Below are 19,335 nucleotides of genomic sequence, written 5' to 3' on the forward strand. Positions count from 1 at the left end.
TAGGTTGATAATTGTTATTTCTGACCGATGGCAAACATCAGCTCCGCTTCTGCTGCCAGTTCTTCACCTACATAGGCCCGGGCCATGCTTTTGCCAATGGTTCCCCGTAGCTTTAATACTTCTACTTCTATTCTTAGTGTATCTCCCGGTACCACCTGGCGGCGGAAACGGGCCTTATCAATGCCGGCAAACAGGGCAATCCGTCCGGCATAGGCAGGCATACTCAGAATAGCCACAGCCCCCACCTGGGCCATGGCTTCAATAACAAGTACCCCGGGCATCACCGGATAGCCAGGAAAATGTCCTGGAAAAAATGGCTCATTGGCTGTAACGTTCTTTATACCGACCACCCTTTTGCCTTCTTCCATTTCTAAGATACGATCCACTAACAGAAAGGGGTAGCGATGTGGTAGAATTTGTTGGATAGCATTTATATCTAGCATGATAATCCTCCATTTTTTATGTATATACGTATGGTTTCGGCATTATTATAGTAGTTCCTGCTGGAAAAGACAAAGTCTTTGGTATTTCTTTGGGGCCATGGGTTGTGAGTTATTGGAGTTTGTTTAGAGAGTAAGTTAACCAATTCTTTAGAGAATATATTAGAATCGGGGGTTTTTTAGTGAGAAAGGTTTTGTTAATTATATTGATCCTTTTGTTACCCGTTTTAGGGTATGCCGCCTTTGGATATAATCAGACTTTGCGGCAGGATATTGTCATTTTGGGCGGGGGATTTGATGGTTGTGCTGCGGCCCGCAGCGCTGCTGCTGCTGCACCGGATAAAAGGATTTTGTTGGTGGTGAATGAACCGGTAGAATCATTAGGCAGTATCGGCACAGTGGGTGGACAAAATTTTACCGATATCCGGCTCTGGCAAGGCAAATTGGTAACCCTGGGGTCCTTTGGCCGGTGGTACAGTAAAGCCGGTCAGTTCTACAATACCCAGCACATGTCTCGCATTATTCAGGAAGACCTGGCTCGTTTTCCCAATTTAACCATCTTATATGGCTACGACCTGTCAGACATAAAAGTTAAGGAAGCTATCATTAATGAAATTACGTTACGGCAGATTGATCGAAATGCTCAGGGCACTGTGGTGTGGGGAGATAAAACCAAAAGGGTAGCTGGCAAAGTGTTTATTGATGCATCGGTGGACGGGCGCTTAACCCGATTGTCTGGCAATGCACTAAGTACAGGGCGCAGTGATTGGCCTGAACAGTACCTTCCCGAGGATGAAAGAAGAATAATGGCTCGACAGCAGGCTGCCACGTTGATGTTTCAAGTGAGCGGTGTAAAAACTCCGACAAAACCAGCAAGGATTCAAGATTGGGAATTTGTCCAGGATAAACAGGGGAGTTGGGGGCTGGCCGGGGGTAAGGAAGCCTTTATGAGCAACCCCACTGTGGTGGCCTTTAATGAACAATATGGCCCCCGGGGCTTTGCCCTGAAACCTATTAATGCTGCAACCAACGGCAAAGACAGTGATGTCTGGTGGGTCAATTGCCTGTTGGTCTTTAACGTGGATGCCCGAGCCCATGCAAGGGATAAAGAAACAAAACACTACCCGGCTGATGCTTTAGCTAAACACATCAACACTGATGATGCCTGGATTGAGGCCCGGAATTTCTTAAAAGAGCCAGACTTTCTGCAGGCCTTGCGGCAGTTTAAGGTACAGGACCCTGCCACCGGGGAATGGTACGGTTTTGGTGATGCTGAATTAGTTCTGGACAAAGACAAGCAACCGGTGGTGGGACCGGTCCTGTATATTCGAGAATCGGTGCATAGTCCCCTCTCGGATAAGACTAGTTCAGGTGCAGAAAACAGTAACTTTGCCATTACAACCCAGGAAGCCCAACGGGCCGGAGCCAAAGAAGCTGGGGCCGATCAAAGTAACTACCAACATCGAATCGGCCTGGGGTATTACATGATGGATATTAATGCTTTTATAGCCGAAGATCTAAAGGCAGCCGGCACCTATGACTGGCCCGTGACCAAACACCTGCGGCCAGACTGGTTGGCAGCCGGCGGGGAACCAACCAACCCGGTATACTTACCCCTGGAGGCACTCTACCCGAACAAGACAAAGAACCTGCTGATGCCCGGCTATGCCGCCGGCATTTCCTCCTTTGCCTGGGCAGAACTGCGGGTATTGCCCAATCTGGCAGTACTGGGAGACGCCGCGGGGGTGGCTGCGGTACGGTCTCTAGCAGTTGAAAAATACCCTAAAGAGTTCAATCAAGAGGATATCCGGTGGATTCAGAAGAAACTCCAACAATTCGGAACAAAGTTGGACAAATAAAAACGGACCCCGGGTAACTTAAACTACCCGGGGTCTGCTTAATTAATAATTTGTTGTGTTTTACTTCTTATTCAATTTCTCCAGTGCTGGTTCCAGTTTACCCTTATACTCATCGTACTTTTCCACCATGTATTTTTTGTATAAACCTTTTATTTGCTCATCGTCCAGTGGCTTAAGTTTCTTGGTTTCGGTATCCATAATACCTTCCGTAGTCATAAAGATAAAATTGTTGACTGTGGTACGAAGTTTTTTCCCATACACTAACCCATTTTTATACATTTCTTCATTTTCATTTGGTAGTTGGTTAACCTCTGTATGCAAATCGTATTGTTTTCTTAGGTTCTTGATACCAGCCATACTCTTGTTTAGCTGATTTTTAAATTCTTCCTTTGTTGCCTTACCCTGTTCCCAATCAGCAAAGGACTTGTTAATATCACCACGAATAACCTCTAACTGTCCCAACCATTCTTGTTCTTTAATGGCCAGGTTTTGCAAAGGATCTCCTTCCATTTTGGCAGCCTCTTCAGACGTTTTCACTTCCACTTTTACCTTTGATTCCCCACATCCACTCAAAACGAGACTAACCAACATCAGCATCGCCAATAACGCTACAATTTTCTTCTTCATAAAGTCCCTCCTTATGTAGTACACAACAATGATTCAACAAGTTTGTTCATTATCCTCTTAGAAGATCCTTTCAACTATGGAACCTTTTGCAACCTTTGGGGATAAAAAGAAACGGCCCTGCATTCTTAGCCAGGACCATGCCATTCCTACTATCGTTCTGCCGCACCATTCCAAACAACTTTCAAGGTCTCACCAATCACCTCGGCCACCCGACTGCGGCCACTGACCATGGTGGCGGCAAGCACCACATTGCCATCGGCCTGCGGTTCCGCACACCATAAATCCGTTACCGGGGCAGTTTTATAGAGACCTGCCCAGGATCGGGCTTGCTTGATTTGGCCCTGGGCATCCACTGTAAAAATCTGATCCTGTGTTTTATCGGTAATCAGGGTAGATCCGTCCTCCAGACGCAATGCATCCAGTGGCGCTGCCAGAGCAGGGAGTTTTTGCTCCTCTTCACTGGCAGTAGTATTTGCAGCGGCACTGATTTGCCAGACCACCTTTTTCCCCGGGGTAACTTCAAAAACCTTGCCATTTTTGTAATGGCCCCGATCTACAATCAATGTATTGCCGTTCCCCAGGCGGTGGGCCCGTACTGGTCTTACCAAGGTTCCCGGTTGCCCGGTCTTACCCGGTTTGCCCAGGCCGTACTGCCAAACAATCTTCTTCTGCTGGGTTATTTCCCGGATCTCAAAGGGGAGGACCAGCAAAGTATTGCCGTTGGACAACCTCTCAGCATAACGGGGAGCATAGGCCAGTGAAGGCAACACATATTCCCATACTTTTTTGCCATCCCGGTTAAGTTCTAATATCCGGGGCACATAGGGGGCCCCCGGGGCACCGGAATCCGCCACCAGGATATTGCCATTGGCTAAGCCCCGGGCGCTATTGGCTTGAATGCCGTAATAGGACCACACCACTTGTCCCTGGGCATCCACTTCCATGACGCCGGGCATCCAGGCCCCCACCCGGCAAATCAATAAGTTACCATTGGGAAGTTTCTGTACATCCCTGGCTAAATTGTAAGTTATATCGGCAATGTAATCACTGGCCAGGCTGGGGGGCTGTTCCACCAGGGTTTGCTCCGCCTGCTGGTTTATTAATTGTTGTAACTCCGGAGGCATGGTTGTATCAGCCAAGGCCGCTGTGGCACTGAACAGCAAACACAGGAGTCCCACAAGAAAGGTTGCTATCTTATTGCTCATCGGCAGTTCCTCCCTCCGGACTGATAATATGCACCGCCGGACCATTGGTTGTCACATAGTTCACCTTAGCCCCCAGGGTTTCTCCCACAAAGCGCATAGGTACCATGGTACGTCCATCCACTAGCTTGGCTGGTACATCTAATTTTATATTTTTGCCATTAACCACTGCTGTGGTTTTCCCCAGGGTGAGCTCAATTTTTACCTCTCCCTTGGTGGCAGTGACAGTCTGTGACTGGGCATTCCAGTCAATATCCGCACCCAGCCGTTCAAAAATCTTGCGCATGGGCACCAGTGTTCTGCCATTATCCAGAACCGGCGCCACATCTAGGTAAAGTCGCTGATAATTAACATAAACAGGCATCTGTTGCAGGATGATTAAACCATTGGCCAGGGAACGTTCCTTTTTATCCGAGGGATTATTGACGATCTTTCCCTTCACCCACATTTCACTGGAACCACCGCCATCTAGTCCGACGGCTTGCACAGCCCCTAAATCGATCATCAGATAAGCCATTTCTTCCAAGGTTAACCCGGCACTGCTTTCCTGCCGTCCATCCACCACCACCAGCAAAACTTTGCCTTGGGCTGTGACACCCAGAGCAGTTCTGGGTGAATACTTTAGAACCGAACCCCATAGACCTTCATTGACCGCCTGATCCACAGGCAGACCACCTTCCACCAGCATCGGGCTGCCAGTTAGAACATGCCTTATATTTTGCCAGTCCTCGGGCATTTCTGTTATGACTCTGGCCTTGGTTCCTTCGGCAACACCCACCAACTGACCGGCGGAGCTGCCCCAACCTGCCAGCACATAACCTCCGGCAGGGGCTTTAACACCACCGGCAGCGGCATAGGCTTTAAAACCATTTTGAGTGGGCTTGAGAACTACGCAGTTGCTGGCGTAAACTTCTTTTCCCCAGGCATGGGTGTATAAAACAAAACCATCATTTACTGCCGGCACGTTGATACCCTTGGTTGTTAACAAGCTGCTGCCAGTTAATTCCACCGTTATTTTAGGAGCCAGATACCCCAATTTGAGACCCCCACTGGTTTTAAAACCAAAGGATGTTTTTAAGATATCTGATATGTATTCCGGCTTGCCATCAATGATCAAGTTCCCCAGCGGCACGCCGCTGCCCATATCAAAAAAACCACCATTTACCGCTGCAATGGCGCCGGTTCGTTGGGCCATCTTACTTAGGTTTTCCCTTTGCCCAAATACTTCGTTGCCCATGACGGGTCGAATTTCTGTGTACTTGACCCCTGGGTCCACCTCCAGGATATGTCCCTTAATGGGCTTTCCTTCCCAGTTGTTCCGCTCAAAGGACCGGTACTGCACACCTTTGGCCAGTTGATCCGCTGCCCAGGCAGGTACGGCCCAGAGCATACTTAGACACAATACCATTAAAATAATCTTATCTTTAACTTTCATTAAAACCTCCGCCTTACTATAAATATTTAGCCGCGGGTCCATTGTGCAAAGACTTTTCCAACACCTTGAGTCCTAGGACCGCACTGGCCTGGGCCCTTTGACGCAGTGGTTCAACCTGCTGCATTAATTCCTCCCGAACCTGCCAGGGTTCATAAATGATTTCCTCCACCGCCTGCCAGAGTTCGGCAAATTGAGGCCTGTCCACAGGCGTGGCGGCTGTTTTCCCCAGCAGACCCATAAAGCGGTCAATTTTGGGGTCGTAGGAAATGGCCACCGGCGGAACATGCATCACAGCGGCTAAGATCAGGGCGTGCAATCTCATGCCAATTAATAGGTCCATGTTGGCAATCAGGCTGGCCATCTCCACCACTGAATAATGGCCCTCCAACACCACCGCTGGTTGTTCCATCATGGCTGCCACTTCTCGGGAAGTCTCTAAATCATCCGGGGAATGCATGGGCAAAAATACCACTTGATAGCCCACCCGACAAAGTTTATCGCATAATTCCGCCACAACCTCTTTATATTCCCCCAGGCCCTGCCATTCCCGGACCGAAATACCCACCATTTTTCTTTCAATGGATAAATCCAGCCCAACTTCCTGCAGGATGGCCTGTCCTATCTTCTTGTCTACATACTTCTCTTCCAGACCCAGTACCGGGTCCGCAGTAACTTCCACAGGCGGTCGGCTGATTTTCATCTCTGCCAGGTCCTGACGGGAAGATTCATCCCGAACAGTAATATAATTCACCTTATTAACAATCCAGCGCATGAGAAGCCTGCCCAGCGGGGTGTTGACTGGGCCAATTCCTTGGGCATAAAAGAATACCGGCTTGCCCAAAAAACGGGCTAACCAAATAACCCCCAGATAATAAACCAGACTTTTCCACCCAGTGACATCTTGCAACAAACTGCCGCCACCGCTAATTAACATATCGGAATCCTTCAGGGCATGATAAACCTCCCCCAGCTTCCAACGGTTGGCCGCAGTTACCCGGTAGATCTCTGCGGTCTGGCTGGGATTGTTGGATAATACTTCAATCCTGATGCCGATTTGAAGCTCCCGCAGGGTTTTCAGAATGCTGAAAAGAACTGCTTCATCCCCCAGGTTGTCAAAACCATAATAGCCGGATATAACAACTTTAGCCATGCAAATACCTTCTCCCATAACGAACTACCAGTTTGATCAAGAAATACACCGCCAACCCAATAATGATTCCCAGCCAGATACCATGGAAGGCCCGTAACAAGGATACGATCAAAGGAGTATGAATATGGGCAAAGGTATTAACCAGGGAGGCCTGTCCAATGGTTCCCAGTAGGAGCAACGGTAAAAACCGATTATCCCGGTACCCAAACAACAAAATCAGCAACAGGGCCGGATGCCCTAGTAAAAACTCCTTGGTCCTGGGCCTTACACCCAAAAGGTAATCCAATAGGCTGCGGAATTTTAATTCCAACCCGCTGACGGTCATGGCTTCGTTGCCGGTCCTAGCCACATAAATAATGATGGCCACTGCCATAACCCCCGCTGCCAAGGCAATTCCCACTTGGAGCGGATGGGTCAAAATGTTTTTGGCCTTTTCCTGTAAACCCCAGCCCCGGGTGACAAACAGGGAGAAGAAAAGCATCACAATGACCAGTGGTACCACATGGGCAACCTTGACCCCGATAAACTGGTCCAATTTCAGCATAAACCCTGCCCCTGCCAGCAGGCCCACCATAAACAAGGCTCCCAGCAAGGAAAACAGTGAGATTCGTAGAAAAGCAACCACCGCTGCCCCAGGAGAACGACCTTCCTGTTGAAGGTTTTTAATCAATGATAGGGAAGGAAAAACAATTACCGCTATCAGGGCCATTAGCTTCCGGGCCATGGACAAGTCCAGATAGGTTAGGGGCACCCAAACGAGGACCGCTACTACACCAACCCCCAAGACCCATTTGCCAGGCTTAAGACTCTCTAAAAGCAATAACCCACCGGCAATGACCCCCAGTCCGATCAAAATAACCAGGTTCTGGTTAACCGGAACGGGCGGCAACTTATCAAAGGGACCAACGGTAAGACCTTCCTTAACCAGACGCTTCTCAATACCATCCACATAATCCAGGTTCTTCTGCAGTACATCCCCAGAGCTATAATAGGGACGAATATATAAAAGCCGGTGATTTCGTTCTGCGGCGGCCAAGCCAAAGCGGTCCACTGCCTCTGCCGGAGATGATTTTTTCAATTCATCCTGGGATACGGTATGCATGCGAACTACTTGCTTATCCAGCAGAACACCCAGCTTATCCAAACCCTTTTGGGAGAAAAACTCCACCTTGACCAGCGGAACATGCAGTTTTCTCACCTCTGCCGCCAGTATCGGCAGCAATGCCGGATCTGGATCACCGGGTAAGGTATCATCATTAAACATGACGGCAGCAACCCCCGGAATGTCACGGTAAAGTGCAAAGACCTGCTGCATATTATGCTGGGTTGCCCCCTGCCAGGTACGGATTTGCAGAATGGGTCTTAGGCCTGCATCCTGGACATCCCTCAGTGACGCTTTGCTAAAGCCAATGCCTATATCCGCTAAAGTGCCCCTCATGTTTATATACGGCAAGGACGTTTCAATAATGTAGGTACCTTGGTCCACTTGATAGGATGTTACACTATTCAATTTGGCTTTAATGTGTGGAAATACTTGGTTGTAAATCTCCTGCTGGAAGAATACCAGGTAGGTACGATCTCTTTTTAATACCATTTCCTGGCTAAGTTCCTTTAACCAGGCTGGTGATTCCTTTGCCTGTCTGTCTATTAGGGCCTGTCCGGAGTAAATTTCCAGCAGCCCGGCAACCTCTAAATCAGACAGTACATTTTCACGTAAAACCACCGCCGTAACCCCGTGGTTTTTAAATTGCTTTAGCCCCTCCCCAGGGGTGAGACCCCTATAGCCAGCAATATTATTAATCTCATCGTAATTGACGGCCAACTCTACTTGTTTAAAATCCTTTTCCACCATATACCGCTGCCAGAAGGCCACGTGGGCCGCTGCCAAAACAGCCACCACCAACACTGCCCACAGGCTATATTTCCACCCTTTACTCAAGCATAATCTCCCCCTATGACAAAATCCTCCATTTATTATAACTCTGTTTGGTGAATATACAAAGCCGTGCCAAAGCACGGCTTTGTATATTCTTGAGATACCTTTGTATTTGTGATTCCCTTATCTCCGTTCGCTCAAAGTCCCCTGTGCTGGGGGATGGTCCTGCCACCCTTCTGTAAAGTCCTGTAACAGCATATAACCAGCCCCCATTGTAACCACACCCCTATTGGCCTTGACTTCTTCCATAATACGGGGGTCCCAGAAATTTTGCCGGGTAAAGTGTGCATAGGCCTGTTTTTTATTGTACTTTAGCCCCTGGTATTGGGCAAAATAATAGGCCACATCCTCTAGGGTTAAAGCATTGCCCTCTGTGGAGAGCAGGGGCTTGTTCTCCACCTTGATACCTGCTCGTTTGAGAACATTGTGAAGGCCATTGATAAAGTGGGCCTCGGACATGTTCTCATCCAGCCGATACTGATTGTTATAACCCCCGGCAGCTAGACCATAATGGCGCATAAATCGTAAACCCTCATAGGCCCAGTGCTTGGTTTCCGGCGATGAAACAACCTTTAATTCCTTTAAATCCACGCCCTGTTGGGTAAGCTTCTGCTGTAAGTTTTGGATCTGCCCCTTGTCCATGGCCAGGTTTTTAAAGGATATTCCTTGCTCCAGACTCAGGGCCGCTGCCACCCCAGCGGCCTGACCCGTGGCCATCCCCACTGGGATGACCCGGGCACTGCCGTGGGCCAGAGAGTCAAAACTGGCGGCACGACCCACCACCAATAAATTATCTACCCCCTGGGGCACCAGGCTGCGAAAGGGAATGGCATAGCCGGCTGGTGTACCGATGACCGTGCCTTTAAATAAAGGATCTGTGGCCTGGATGTCAATGGGGTAGGAACCATAGGCAATCCGGTCCTCAAAACTTCTGTTTTCCAGCACATCATCAACGGTTAAACGGTAAAGCCCCTGGATATGCCTGGTTTCCCGCACATACAACTCCGGCGCTGTGGCGGCCAACTGAATATCTCCGAAGCCCGGAATATGTTGCTTCATATATTTCACAATATGGGGTAATTCCCGCTGGGCCAGTTCTCTGGCCCTTTTCCGGTCCTTTGCTTGCAGTCCATCAATACCAAAGACCTGTAAGGCATTAATTAAAATTGAGTTGTCGGCTTGCCTGCCCACATTAAGGCCCCGCATGGTCACTGCCGGGGTGTTTGACTTGTAACCTTTCATAATGGCATCAAAGCCCCAAGCACTGTGAAGGTTTGCTCCGGTATAATGCTCGGTGGTGTTTCCTGTAATACTGGCTAGAAATCTCCGGAAATTAAGGTTCAGCATCATCCTATACCAATCCCACTTACTGATGCCATCCAATTTAAAAACCAGTGTAACAGCCATGCCCTGCTGTCCGTTGCCAATATCCTCCTGCCCATAGGTAAAGGGAACACCGGCGGCTGCCGCAATATCCCCATCCTGGGTAGCATCTATGATCCGCTGGGCAGAGATATTCTGCACCTTATCTTCCTGCCGAACCTGTACGCCGTTGACCTGGGGTAGGCCAGCGGAGTTGTTTACGATTGCCCTTTGTTCTGGTTTCATCTTATAAGCCAGACCGATTTTGTCATTGACCACCGATTGTCCCGGGTCAACTAGGGGTTTCACCTGTCCATGCAAAATGGGCAACACCGCATCTGCCCCAGGCAGTACGTCCAGATTCTTTTCCCGATTCACCATTTGATGAAACACATTGGTGGCCGTTGTTATATCAAAGGAATCCCCTTCTATTTGACTAAAAAACTCCTGAAAAATCCCCTTATTTAGGATCTCTTTGCCCGGACCATAATTCATATCCAAACTGTTTAGCCAGCCCCGGGTCATTAACCCCCCCAGTTCGGGTCGAGTATCCACCAAAAGGGTTTGCCTGCCACTGCGGGCGGCGGCCACTGCTGCAGCAACCCCTTCGGGGTCCCCGCCCACCACTACCACATCATAGGATGCTTTCACGGCATTGGCTTTGAGGGGAATCACTTCTCTATTAACATTATTCCCCTTTAGCAACAAAAAACCGACAAATCCAACAAGAACAACAAAGGCACCCAGCGTCAAATAGTGCCACCTTTTAAATTGCTTCATTTAATAACTCCTTCACTTAAAAACTTAGCTTGTTTATACCTTTTTGACCTTAACGGCTACTTATTTATTGCTTTTCTTTTGCTCAGGCCGTAAAGTGGTTTGGCAAAGATGGTTCTTTCCAACACATAGGTGACCAGGGCCGATAGGGTTAGAATGATGGCCAACCCACCCCAGGTGAACAGGTGAACTTCGCTAGCTGTCACCGGAGACAAAAAATGCTGCCAGAGGGCAAGAAAAAAGGGATGTACTAAATATATGCCAAAGGATAATTGACCGAGCTTTATCAATGCCCTTGCCAGTGGTACTACATGAAGCATTGCTCTAGCTAGAAAGATAACCCCTATGGCCAGGGCAGTTACATAGAGCACCCAGGCAATTTGATAATGAAAGGTATTGATTCTTTGGCCCGCCACAATTGCCAGGTGTTGCTGGAGATAAAAGAACCCAGCAGTTACTGCCACGGCTGTAACCAAAAAACGAACCTTTTCCCACCAGCGTAACCAGCAGGAGGCCTGATAGCCTAACCAAAGCCCGATGCCAATGGGGAAGACATAGCTTAATACCAGGGATCCCGAGTAGGGGAAACGTTGATAGAGATAAAGTTTATTCACCCAATAAAAGGCTATTTGCAAGGCTCCAAAGAGCACCAGGATAATCCATATATTAGGGTTATATCGCTTCCAGAGGTAGTGAATAAAGGGAAAAAACAGGTAAAACTGAATTACCACCGATAGAAAATATAAATGATAAAATCCTTTGCCAAAGCCATACCATAGGACGATTTCCTTTAAGGAAGGCACTCCCACATCATGGGTGGCCACCAGCCGCAGCAATATATAGAGTGTGGTCCACACCAGAAAGGGCACCACAGCCCTGTGCCAGCGTTTACGGTAAAAATCCTGCCAGTTCGCTGGCTTATCCCTGCCCAACCCGTAGGCCAATACCAGTGCACTGATCATTAAAAACAAGGGCACTGCAAACTGTAAGCCTCGGTTAATAATGGTATAAAAGGTATGGCTATGGGTGCCGGGTTTTAATACTTCTAAGGGTATGCTTGTCATATGTATGATGACCACTGCCAGGATGGCTATACCACGGCTGATCTCAATTTCTTGTAGAGTTGCTCTGGTTAAATTCTTTTCCATTTTACCTCACAATTAAAAAATAGTGTTGTCTGGGTACAGGTGTTATCCCTTCGATTGTACTGCGTAACTTGTAGTATACTAAAGAAACAGCTGCTTCTGCCTTATAAAGAGAACCAGGGAATTTTCTTTCCCTGGTTCCTTTACCGCTCCGTTATAGCTCCGTGGTGGGAAGCCAACTACTGGCCCCGGCATTGTCTCCGGAGACTGCATTATTCTTCTTTGTCTCTGTGGTTCCCTTTGTAGTACCCTGATTGCCAGACTCTTTGTCTGGGTTAACAATAATTTCTACACCGGAGTCCTTAGGCTTTACTTTACTATCCTGGTTACCGGTGTTCTTTTCGGGTGTTTCCTGGTTAGTAGCGGTTTTATTATTGGTAGGCAAAATGGGATTTACCGGTGCACTTTCTTTGCTCTGGGACTTAGTGGTTTCCTTTGCTACACTTTTCGTGTTAACGTTCTCTTCACCCAGCACCACATCATAGGGCTTGCCATCCCGGATAAGGGATTCAGCCACCAGCTTGGCTTGCTTAGGATCTACACTCCAATAACTAACGCCATCCATGTTTAAAAACTTCCCTGGCATGGTCTGGGTTACAATGTCCACATTGCTCAGGTTTTTTCCTGCCTTAGCCAGGGTAACCATCTGGGATATGCCCAGGTTGGTATCCAGATATTTATTAATGGTGGGAACCAATTTCGGCAACTTGGTGATGGTGGAGGGCTGCATCATTTCCTGGGCCAACGCCTTGAGAAACTTCTGTTGCCGCTCTGTCCGGCTGACATCCCCCAGGGCATCGCTTCTAAAACGCACATATTGCAGGGCCTTATTACCATCCAGTTCCTGCACGCCGGGCCGCAGATCAATCTTTCTCAAATCCGGCTCATCATAGGGGTCATAGTGATACATGCGTTTTTCTACATCAATGGTGACACCGCCCAGAGCATCTACGATATCACGGAAGCCCCGCACATTGGTCATTAAGTAATGATCAATGTTAACACCAGTGAGGTCTGACACGGTTTTCATCACCAACTCAGGCCCACCGTACACATTAGCTGCGTTAATTTTATCCTTGCCATGGCCCGGAATGTCCACACGGGTATCCCGGGGGAGAGATATCATAGCAATACGGTTTTTCTCCTTATCCACACTGACCAGAATCAAGCTGTCGGTGCGGGTTCTGGTTTCACCTTCCCGGGCATCAATACCCATGAGGAGGAAGTTCATACGATCCTTAAACAAATCCTCCTCTTTTGGATCATCCAGCGTTAGTGATGACAGTGACGGACCTTCCCCATTAAAAAGGAATTGGTTCGCCAGTACATACCCGGTACCCAACACCAAAACAAAAAAGGTACAAAAAATGAGAAAAGGAATAATCCTTAGCTTTCTTCTTTTTCTACGTTCCATCTAACTAGCCACCCTCTTTTCTAAACATATACGAAAATTAATTAACTTTCCGATGGCATAACACAACTAAGATTTATTTACTGACTGGCACACAGAAACATTGTATCATTTCTCACTATGGCGATTCAACGCCAAATACAGCCAATATAGGCTGAAACTAGAGAATACTTCGACATTCTTTTGGTATAACCTGCAAGGTTCTTTAATAAAGACGGATCTGAACAAAAAAATATAACACCTCTATTTAAAAAGGTGTTATAGCTTGAGTTTATATTTTTTTATAACCAACCAGGCAAACTTGGGTAAAACCAACTGACGTCTCCAACGTTGGGGTTCCTTAAGTAAACGTCCCAGCCATTCCAAATTTAACTTCTGCAGCCAGGGGGATACACGCTCCACCCTGCCGGCAATGACATCAAAACTGCCACCCACACCCATGGATACCGGTACACCCAGTTGGTCTTTATACCTGTGAATCCACTGCTCTTGCCGAGGCATACCCAGGGCCACAAAAAGCAAGTGGGGTTTGGCTTCGGCAATCTTTTTAACAATAGCCGCTTCCTCCTGGGGTTTAAAATAGCCATCGTGGGTGCCTGCAATAATGAGATTGGGGTATTGTTTCTTTAAGTTTTTCGCTGTATCCTCTGCCACTCCCGGGGCCGCACCCAGTAGGAATATACCCCACCCCTCTTGTTCAGCCACGGGGATCAGGTTCAACATGAGGTCAATGCCAGTCACCCGTTCGGGTACGGGAAACCCCGCCATTTTTGCTGCCCAGACAATCCCTGTACCATCGGGTGTAACAAGGTCTGCCCCTTGTACTAGTTTCATCAGTTCTTCATTATCCTGGGCCCGGTAGAGGTATTCGGGGTTTAGGGTGATGATAAAGTGGGGCTTGCTACCTTTTTTAAAAAACTCTTTTATTTGACTTACAGTTTCTTTCATATTTAATGCATCTACGGGTGCCCCCAGTAACTTTATGCGCATTTTTCCGCCTCCTGCTGTTTCCATGACCATTATACATTGTATCATGGCACATCGCCAACAAGAGATAGGTTTAAGGGGTAAAATGACTCCTGATTTATAAAAGGTATTTCGTGCTAGGCCCCCAAATCATCCCAGCGGTCTTGAAAACGCTTGTAAATAAGGGGGTATTTTTTGCGTAGTTTCACCATGCCCGCAGCAAACTCATGGTCCATTCCTTCTATGGCCTCCAGCAGCATCGGGGGGATACTTTCCCGTAAAAGGAAAAGTTCTTCCGGTGGCAAATAATCCTCATAAAACCACTCAAAGGCGTAGACGCTGATTAAAGGAAACATACTCTGATCATCCCGGATACGAAGAAGTTCCTTTTCCAAACACGCCATTTCCCTGGTTTGGCGGCGTCTCTCCTGGACCTGGGGGTTCTTGCCATCCAGATAGTACATCAAGTCAACCAGCATTTCAGCCCCGCGAAAAAAGCCCCCCTCATAAAAGTTATCATGCTCATTTTGTATAGCCTCCAGTACCATGGACTTGCCTGCCCCATCTAGGGATTTTAAAAACCGGCGTAGGCGTTGCTGAACCTTGGACCACTCCTGCCACTTTTCTAAATCAATCATGGTGTTAAACCAGTGGATAAAAAGATAAATATCCTCTGGGTTCTCTGCGCCTGGTGCCGGCAGCATCGCCCGGGTCATGGCCCACAACTCATCTTCACGGCCCAATTCAATATAGACACGAACAGAAAGTTGGTGGAACAACTGCCTATGCTGGGGATACTGCTGTTCGACGGTTTGCAATACTTGCAGGGCTTCTTCCGGTCGCTCATCATCAAGCAACAACCCGGCCTTGATGGTAAAAAGCATTACTTTATCTTCCGCCACAGGGGCCAGTTCCACGGCCCGTTGAAATTCTTCTTCAAAGGTCCGCTCATCCCCCTGCCAAAAGGTTGTGTAGGCCAGCCCCAGGTGTACCTGTGCATCCTCCGGTGCTATTTGCAAGGCTTGACGGAATAACTCCTCTGCTTTGTCCCACTTTTCTTCACCCATGAATTCGAAGGCTTTTTCCATCAGCTTTTCAATTTTGCCGCCGTACTTGCGCAGCATATCATATTCCCTGCGTTTAACTGGGTCCCGCAGGGTCTCGTAAGCCCTGCGGATACGCTGAAACTCTTCTGGGTGGGTTTCTGGGGGGAAGGCCTTGACCTGGGCAATGTATTTTGCTTTAATGGTCTGTTGAGTGGCATTGGAGCGGGTGTTAAGGATTTTGTAGTAGTTTTCCACCTTCGGTTTGGCTCCCTTGCGACTGGATCGCTTCTTGGTTTCCAAAGCAATACCCCCTAAATTTCCAGATCAATCAGTACATCTGTTACCTCATCAAGCACAGAGCGCAATTCTTCAAGATCATTTGTCGCTATGGCCTCGTCCAGCCGATGGAGCATCTCCTCTGCCCTGGACTGGTCTGCCCCGGTGAGGGACTCTAGCAATTTCTCAACCCTGTACCGCAAGGAGGCTGCTTCCTGCTGTAATACCCCTTCTGAAAGCTCCTCATAATCTGCCGCACCGTCATCCTCCTGATCGTCGAAGAGTTCCCATGCCTCTTCAAACTGTTCCTCAGCTAAATTTTCGTCTGGGGCACCGGCAAAGAGCTTTTCCAACCTATCGGCACTTTCCTGGAAGGCTTCCTGAGAATGTCTCTCCAAAGCGTCCTGCACCGTAACAGTCATCTCTTTGCCCGTGGACACACATCTGGCAGTCACTTCAAGAATACCGTTTAAATTGTAGCGGTAGGTTACTTCAACTGCTTCCTTCCCCGCCCCATTGGCGGGAATGCCGTCCAACAGGAATTCTCCCAGCCGATGATTGTTTTTAACCCACCCATGCTCTCCCTGGTATATTTCAATGGAGGCTGAGGTTTGCCCATCGGCTGTGGTGTAAAACTGTTCTGTCCGAGTTACCGGTACGGTGGTGTTACGAGGAATGATGGCGTGGAAGCCACCGGGGCGCATGGCCACACCCTTCCATTCCTTTAACACCGCAATACCCATGGAAAAAGGTGCTACATCGGTAGCCACCATGCCACTGTCGGATAAGGCGCCGGACTTAAGACCTGCCTGAACCGCTGCACCCAGGGCCACTGCTTCGTCGGGATGCACATCCCTGCGGGGTTCCTTCTTGAAGAATTGGTGAATTAGCTGGTGTACCTGGGGAATTCTAGTGGATCCTCCCACCAGCAGTATTTCGTCGATATCCTGGGGCCCAAGGTCTGCATCGGTCAACACCCTCTGTACGCAGGCCATCGTTTCCTGCAAGTAGCTATCTATCAAGGAAATAAACTGACTGCGGGTAAATTCCAGTTGGAGTCCCATGGGACAGTTATCCTGAACCATTACCACTGGCAACGCTACTGAAGTGGTTTCTTCCGTGGATAATTTTATTTTGATTTTTTCGGCCTCTTCTTTAAGGAGGGCCCTGGCCCGCAGGTCACCCCGTGGATCAACACCGTGTTCAGCAATCATCTGCTCCGCCAGCCAGTCTACAATCTGCCAGTCAAAATCTTCGCCGCCCAGATGACTGTTGCCGCTGGAAGCCTTTACCTCCAAGACTCCACTCATCATTTCCACCACCGAAACATCGAAGGTACCACCACCTAGGTCATAAATCAGAATGTGCCGGTCTTCTTCCATGTGTGCCAGTCCAAAGGCTAGGGCAGCGGCTGTGGGTTCATTAATAATCCGTTCCACCACAAAACCTGCCAGTTCCCCGGCTTGTTTAGTGGCACGGCGCTGTTCGTCAGTAAAATAAGCTGGCACAGTGATAACTGCTTCCTTCTCACCCTCACCAAACCTATCATCCACATAACTTTTTAATTCCTTTAAAATCAAAGCTGAAATTTCCTGGGGCAATAGGGCTTGTCCGCCAATGGCAATGGGTTCCTGGGAGCCTATTTTCCTCTTCACCGCCGCCACTGTGCGGTCAGGCATAGCGATCAGGGCAGCCCGGGCATCTTCCCCCACGACAACTTTACCTTCTGGATCAAGCAGGACAACCGACGGGATAATGTGCTTGCTCTGGGGTGAGGGAATAATTTCAGGCTTGCTATTGTGTATATAGGCCACCGCCGAATTGGTTGTTCCTAAATCAATCCCTACAATGGGACGAAAGGATTGCCGGGTAGCGTCATTTTTTCTATTGGTCATCTTAAACTTCCTCCCGATAGGTAATCACCTGGGCTTTTCTTAATAATTGCCCGTTACCATAAATAAATCCCCGTTTTACAATCTCCGCTACTTCGTATGGTACCTCCCCATGGCTCTGGGTTCCTACTGTGGCAGAACTCCGATGAATTGTGCCAATGGCATCGGCCCATTGGGGGTTGAAACTGCTGCCCAAGAGATCCAGTTCCCGGATGCCCAGTTGCTGCAGGGCAGTAATAAGCTGCCCGGCCCATTGCTCCATTAATTGCTTCCATAGTTCCTGCCCCTCACTTAGTCGGGCACAAACCAAGTCAATATCATCCAGCCAATTAATCAGCTGCTCCGTAAGATAATTTATTTGTTGCTGCCGCTTGTTTAACTGTGCCGCCTCTGCATCATAGGCTGCTTGCCTGTTTTGCAAATTTCCTACGGCTGTTGCCAACTCTTCCAGCTTTCCCTGCAGGTTCTGACCTGTTTTATATTGTAGGCGGGCAACCTTTTGCACCTGTGCTCCAATTTCCACCACTTGTTCATTGTAGCCGCTTACTTGTGCGCCAAGCCGATTTATTTGTTCAAACACTTGCTCCAGAACCGCCTCGTTATTTTCCTTTTTCTCTTTTGCCCAAAACTTCCAACTCATCTTGGTCTCTCCCTTGACAACCTTTACTCCAAAATCCATAGGCTAAATTAGCATAAAATATAACAAATTATCTTATTATATCATTGGAATAGGAAATGAAAAGCCGGTTTGCCTGCTATTTTCTGACACCCGCAATAATTGTATGGGCTTCTTCCAACCTGCTGGCAGTGTAAATTTTGTTTATTATTATATCAAGCAGATCCAAATCGCTTATCTGCCTCTTAAAATCATGGCAACCATCAATAAATTAATAGGTTTAGTGCCTGGCACTCTTGAAACATTGCTTAAAAATTGGTAAAATTAGTAAAAAGGACCCTCGGGGGGGGAATTTGCATGCTGAACATTGAAACAATAAAAACAAAGGCGGTTCCAATATTAAAAAATTACGGCGTGAACCAGGCATACATTTTCGGTTCCTTTGCCCGTGGCGAACAGAACCAAGATAGCGATATTGATTTTCTGATTGAGTATGACCCCAATGCCGACTTTTCGTTGTTTGAGCTGGTTGAGTTAAAGTATGCTCTTGAAGACGTCCTCCAGCGAAAAGTAGATGTAGTAACCGAAGGTTCCCTTTCAAAATACATTAGGCCCTCTGTTTTGAAAGACAGGAAGGTGATAATTTGAAAGAGGACCTCATTTTTCTCCAACATATCACGGAAAGTATCAACACTATTGAGAGCCACATGCTTAGTGTGACGAAAGAAACCTTCTTTGAATCCGCTTTGATACAGGATGCTGTAATTAGAAGGATTGAAATTGTCGGAGAAGCAACTAAGAATCTCTCAACAGAACTCAGGGGCAAATACCCCTATATACCCTGGCGATCAATGGCTGGTATGAGAGATGTTCTCATACACGAATACTTTGGTGTTGATTTGAAATTGGTTTGGGACACCGCCACTAAAAAGATACCGAAATTAAAGAAGCAAATTGAAGAGATTATAAAAGCAGAACAGTAAAAACTGGGGGGTGGTGTACCTTCCAATTTTAATTTAGTGATTATTAAGCTTAGTAACCCAATATCTAAATGTACGGATATTTTTTTCATCCATTATTTCTGACAACCTCCTTCAGGAGCATTGTCTCATAATCATGGAGAAGTTAAAATGTAGTATGTAATTGACGCTTACTTTTGTTTATACAAACGAATCCTGACCAGCAGGAACGCCTT

General features: G+C 47.8%; 16 protein-coding genes. 3 read left to right on the forward strand and 13 right to left on the reverse strand.

Annotated elements, in window-relative coordinates; translation table 11 throughout:
* Positions 1–14: 14 nt before the first annotated feature.
* Entirely contained in the window at positions 15–443 is a 429-nt protein-coding gene (gene fabZ, locus DRED_RS16520; RefSeq protein WP_011879394.1) for a 3-hydroxyacyl-ACP dehydratase FabZ, read from the reverse strand.
* A gap of 179 nt (positions 444–622) precedes the next feature.
* Between fabZ and DRED_RS16525 the strand changes: the two genes are divergently transcribed.
* Positions 623–2,299, forward strand: a complete 1,677-nt coding sequence (locus tag DRED_RS16525; protein ID WP_011879395.1) for an FAD-dependent oxidoreductase — start codon at positions 623–625, stop codon at positions 2,297–2,299.
* Between the two features lie 60 nt (positions 2,300–2,359).
* On the opposite strand, the gene DRED_RS16530 is transcribed toward DRED_RS16525, so the two are convergent.
* The 12 genes from DRED_RS16530 to DRED_RS16585 all read right to left on the reverse strand — a co-directional run bounded on the left by DRED_RS16530 (position 2,360) and on the right by DRED_RS16585 (position 18,164).
* Complete coding sequence (locus DRED_RS16530; RefSeq protein ID WP_011879396.1) at positions 2,360–2,926, reverse strand: hypothetical protein; 567 nt, start codon at positions 2,924–2,926, stop codon at positions 2,360–2,362.
* A 149-nt stretch (positions 2,927–3,075) separates the two neighbouring features.
* A complete protein-coding gene (locus DRED_RS16535; RefSeq protein ID WP_011879397.1) occupies positions 3,076–4,131 on the reverse strand; it encodes a hypothetical protein in 1,056 nt (351 codons plus the stop codon).
* Entirely contained in the window at positions 4,121–5,563 is a 1,443-nt protein-coding gene (locus DRED_RS16540) for a phosphodiester glycosidase family protein (RefSeq protein WP_011879398.1), read from the reverse strand. Before DRED_RS16540 ends, DRED_RS16535 begins: the two co-directional genes overlap by 11 nt.
* Before the next feature lie 16 nt (positions 5,564–5,579).
* Entirely contained in the window at positions 5,580–6,713 is a 1,134-nt protein-coding gene (csaB, locus tag DRED_RS16545) for a polysaccharide pyruvyl transferase CsaB (protein WP_011879399.1), read from the reverse strand.
* Positions 6,706–8,652: a DUF5693 family protein gene (locus tag DRED_RS16550; protein WP_011879400.1), complete on the reverse strand. Its 1,947-nt coding sequence runs from the start codon at positions 8,650–8,652 to the stop codon at positions 6,706–6,708. The genes csaB and DRED_RS16550 overlap by 8 nt, the downstream gene beginning before the upstream one ends.
* 120 nt (positions 8,653–8,772) lie before the next feature.
* On the reverse strand, positions 8,773–10,791 hold the full coding sequence (locus DRED_RS16555; RefSeq protein ID WP_011879401.1) for an FAD-dependent oxidoreductase: 2,019 nt from the start codon (positions 10,789–10,791) through the stop codon (positions 8,773–8,775).
* 56 nt (positions 10,792–10,847) lie between these two features.
* Positions 10,848–11,936, reverse strand: a complete 1,089-nt coding sequence (locus DRED_RS16560) for an acyltransferase (RefSeq protein WP_011879402.1) — start codon at positions 11,934–11,936, stop codon at positions 10,848–10,850.
* Positions 11,937–12,087: 151 nt separating this feature from the next.
* The gene (locus DRED_RS16565) at positions 12,088–13,347 is read right to left on the reverse strand and encodes an LCP family protein (RefSeq protein ID WP_011879403.1); all 1,260 of its coding nucleotides are present in this window, start codon (positions 13,345–13,347) and stop codon (positions 12,088–12,090) included.
* A 255-nt stretch (positions 13,348–13,602) separates the two neighbouring features.
* The gene (locus DRED_RS16570) at positions 13,603–14,334 is read right to left on the reverse strand and encodes a WecB/TagA/CpsF family glycosyltransferase (RefSeq protein WP_011879404.1); all 732 of its coding nucleotides are present in this window, start codon (positions 14,332–14,334) and stop codon (positions 13,603–13,605) included.
* Positions 14,335–14,447: 113 nt separating this feature from the next.
* A complete protein-coding gene (locus DRED_RS16575) occupies positions 14,448–15,656 on the reverse strand; it encodes a tetratricopeptide repeat protein (protein WP_011879405.1) in 1,209 nt (402 codons plus the stop codon).
* 11 nt (positions 15,657–15,667) lie between these two features.
* Positions 15,668–17,527, reverse strand: coding sequence for an Hsp70 family protein (locus DRED_RS16580; protein ID WP_011879406.1), 1,860 nt, complete (start codon positions 17,525–17,527; stop codon positions 15,668–15,670).
* Position 17,528: 1 nt separating this feature from the next.
* Complete coding sequence (locus tag DRED_RS16585; RefSeq protein WP_011879407.1) at positions 17,529–18,164, reverse strand: nucleotide exchange factor GrpE; 636 nt, start codon at positions 18,162–18,164, stop codon at positions 17,529–17,531.
* A gap of 333 nt (positions 18,165–18,497) precedes the next feature.
* On the opposite strand from DRED_RS16585, the gene DRED_RS16590 reads away from it, so the two are divergent.
* Both DRED_RS16590 and DRED_RS16595 read left to right on the forward strand, forming a co-directional pair.
* Positions 18,498–18,788, forward strand: a complete 291-nt coding sequence (locus DRED_RS16590; protein ID WP_041274696.1) for a nucleotidyltransferase family protein — start codon at positions 18,498–18,500, stop codon at positions 18,786–18,788.
* The gene (locus DRED_RS16595; protein WP_011879409.1) at positions 18,785–19,123 is read left to right on the forward strand and encodes a HepT-like ribonuclease domain-containing protein; all 339 of its coding nucleotides are present in this window, start codon (positions 18,785–18,787) and stop codon (positions 19,121–19,123) included. The genes DRED_RS16590 and DRED_RS16595 overlap by 4 nt, the downstream gene beginning before the upstream one ends.
* The last annotated feature ends 212 nt before the right edge of the window (positions 19,124–19,335 follow it).

The organism is Desulforamulus reducens MI-1 (genome assembly GCF_000016165.1).
GTDB classification, from domain to species: Bacteria; Bacillota; Desulfotomaculia; order Desulfotomaculales; family Desulfotomaculaceae; genus Desulfotomaculum; species Desulfotomaculum reducens.

Coding starts and splice junctions, on each gene's coding strand:
- DRED_RS16570 (WP_011879404.1), bottom strand. CDS start 14,334: ATGCGCATAAAGTTACTGGGGGCACCCGTAGATGCATTAAATATGAAA.
- DRED_RS16565 (WP_011879403.1), bottom strand. CDS start 13,347: ATGGAACGTAGAAAAAGAAGAAAGCTAAGGATTATTCCTTTTCTCATT.
- fabZ (WP_011879394.1), bottom strand. CDS start 443: ATGCTAGATATAAATGCTATCCAACAAATTCTACCACATCGCTACCCC.
- DRED_RS16580 (WP_011879406.1), bottom strand. CDS start 17,527: ATGACCAATAGAAAAAATGACGCTACCCGGCAATCCTTTCGTCCCATT.
- DRED_RS16555 (WP_011879401.1), bottom strand. CDS start 10,791: ATGAAGCAATTTAAAAGGTGGCACTATTTGACGCTGGGTGCCTTTGTT.
- DRED_RS16540 (WP_011879398.1), bottom strand. CDS start 5,563: ATGAAAGTTAAAGATAAGATTATTTTAATGGTATTGTGTCTAAGTATG.
- DRED_RS16590 (WP_041274696.1), top strand. CDS start 18,498: ATGCTGAACATTGAAACAATAAAAACAAAGGCGGTTCCAATATTAAAA.
- DRED_RS16585 (WP_011879407.1), bottom strand. CDS start 18,164: ATGAGTTGGAAGTTTTGGGCAAAAGAGAAAAAGGAAAATAACGAGGCG.
- csaB (WP_011879399.1), bottom strand. CDS start 6,713: ATGGCTAAAGTTGTTATATCCGGCTATTATGGTTTTGACAACCTGGGG.
- DRED_RS16530 (WP_011879396.1), bottom strand. CDS start 2,926: ATGAAGAAGAAAATTGTAGCGTTATTGGCGATGCTGATGTTGGTTAGT.
- DRED_RS16535 (WP_011879397.1), bottom strand. CDS start 4,131: ATGAGCAATAAGATAGCAACCTTTCTTGTGGGACTCCTGTGTTTGCTG.
- DRED_RS16560 (WP_011879402.1), bottom strand. CDS start 11,936: ATGGAAAAGAATTTAACCAGAGCAACTCTACAAGAAATTGAGATCAGC.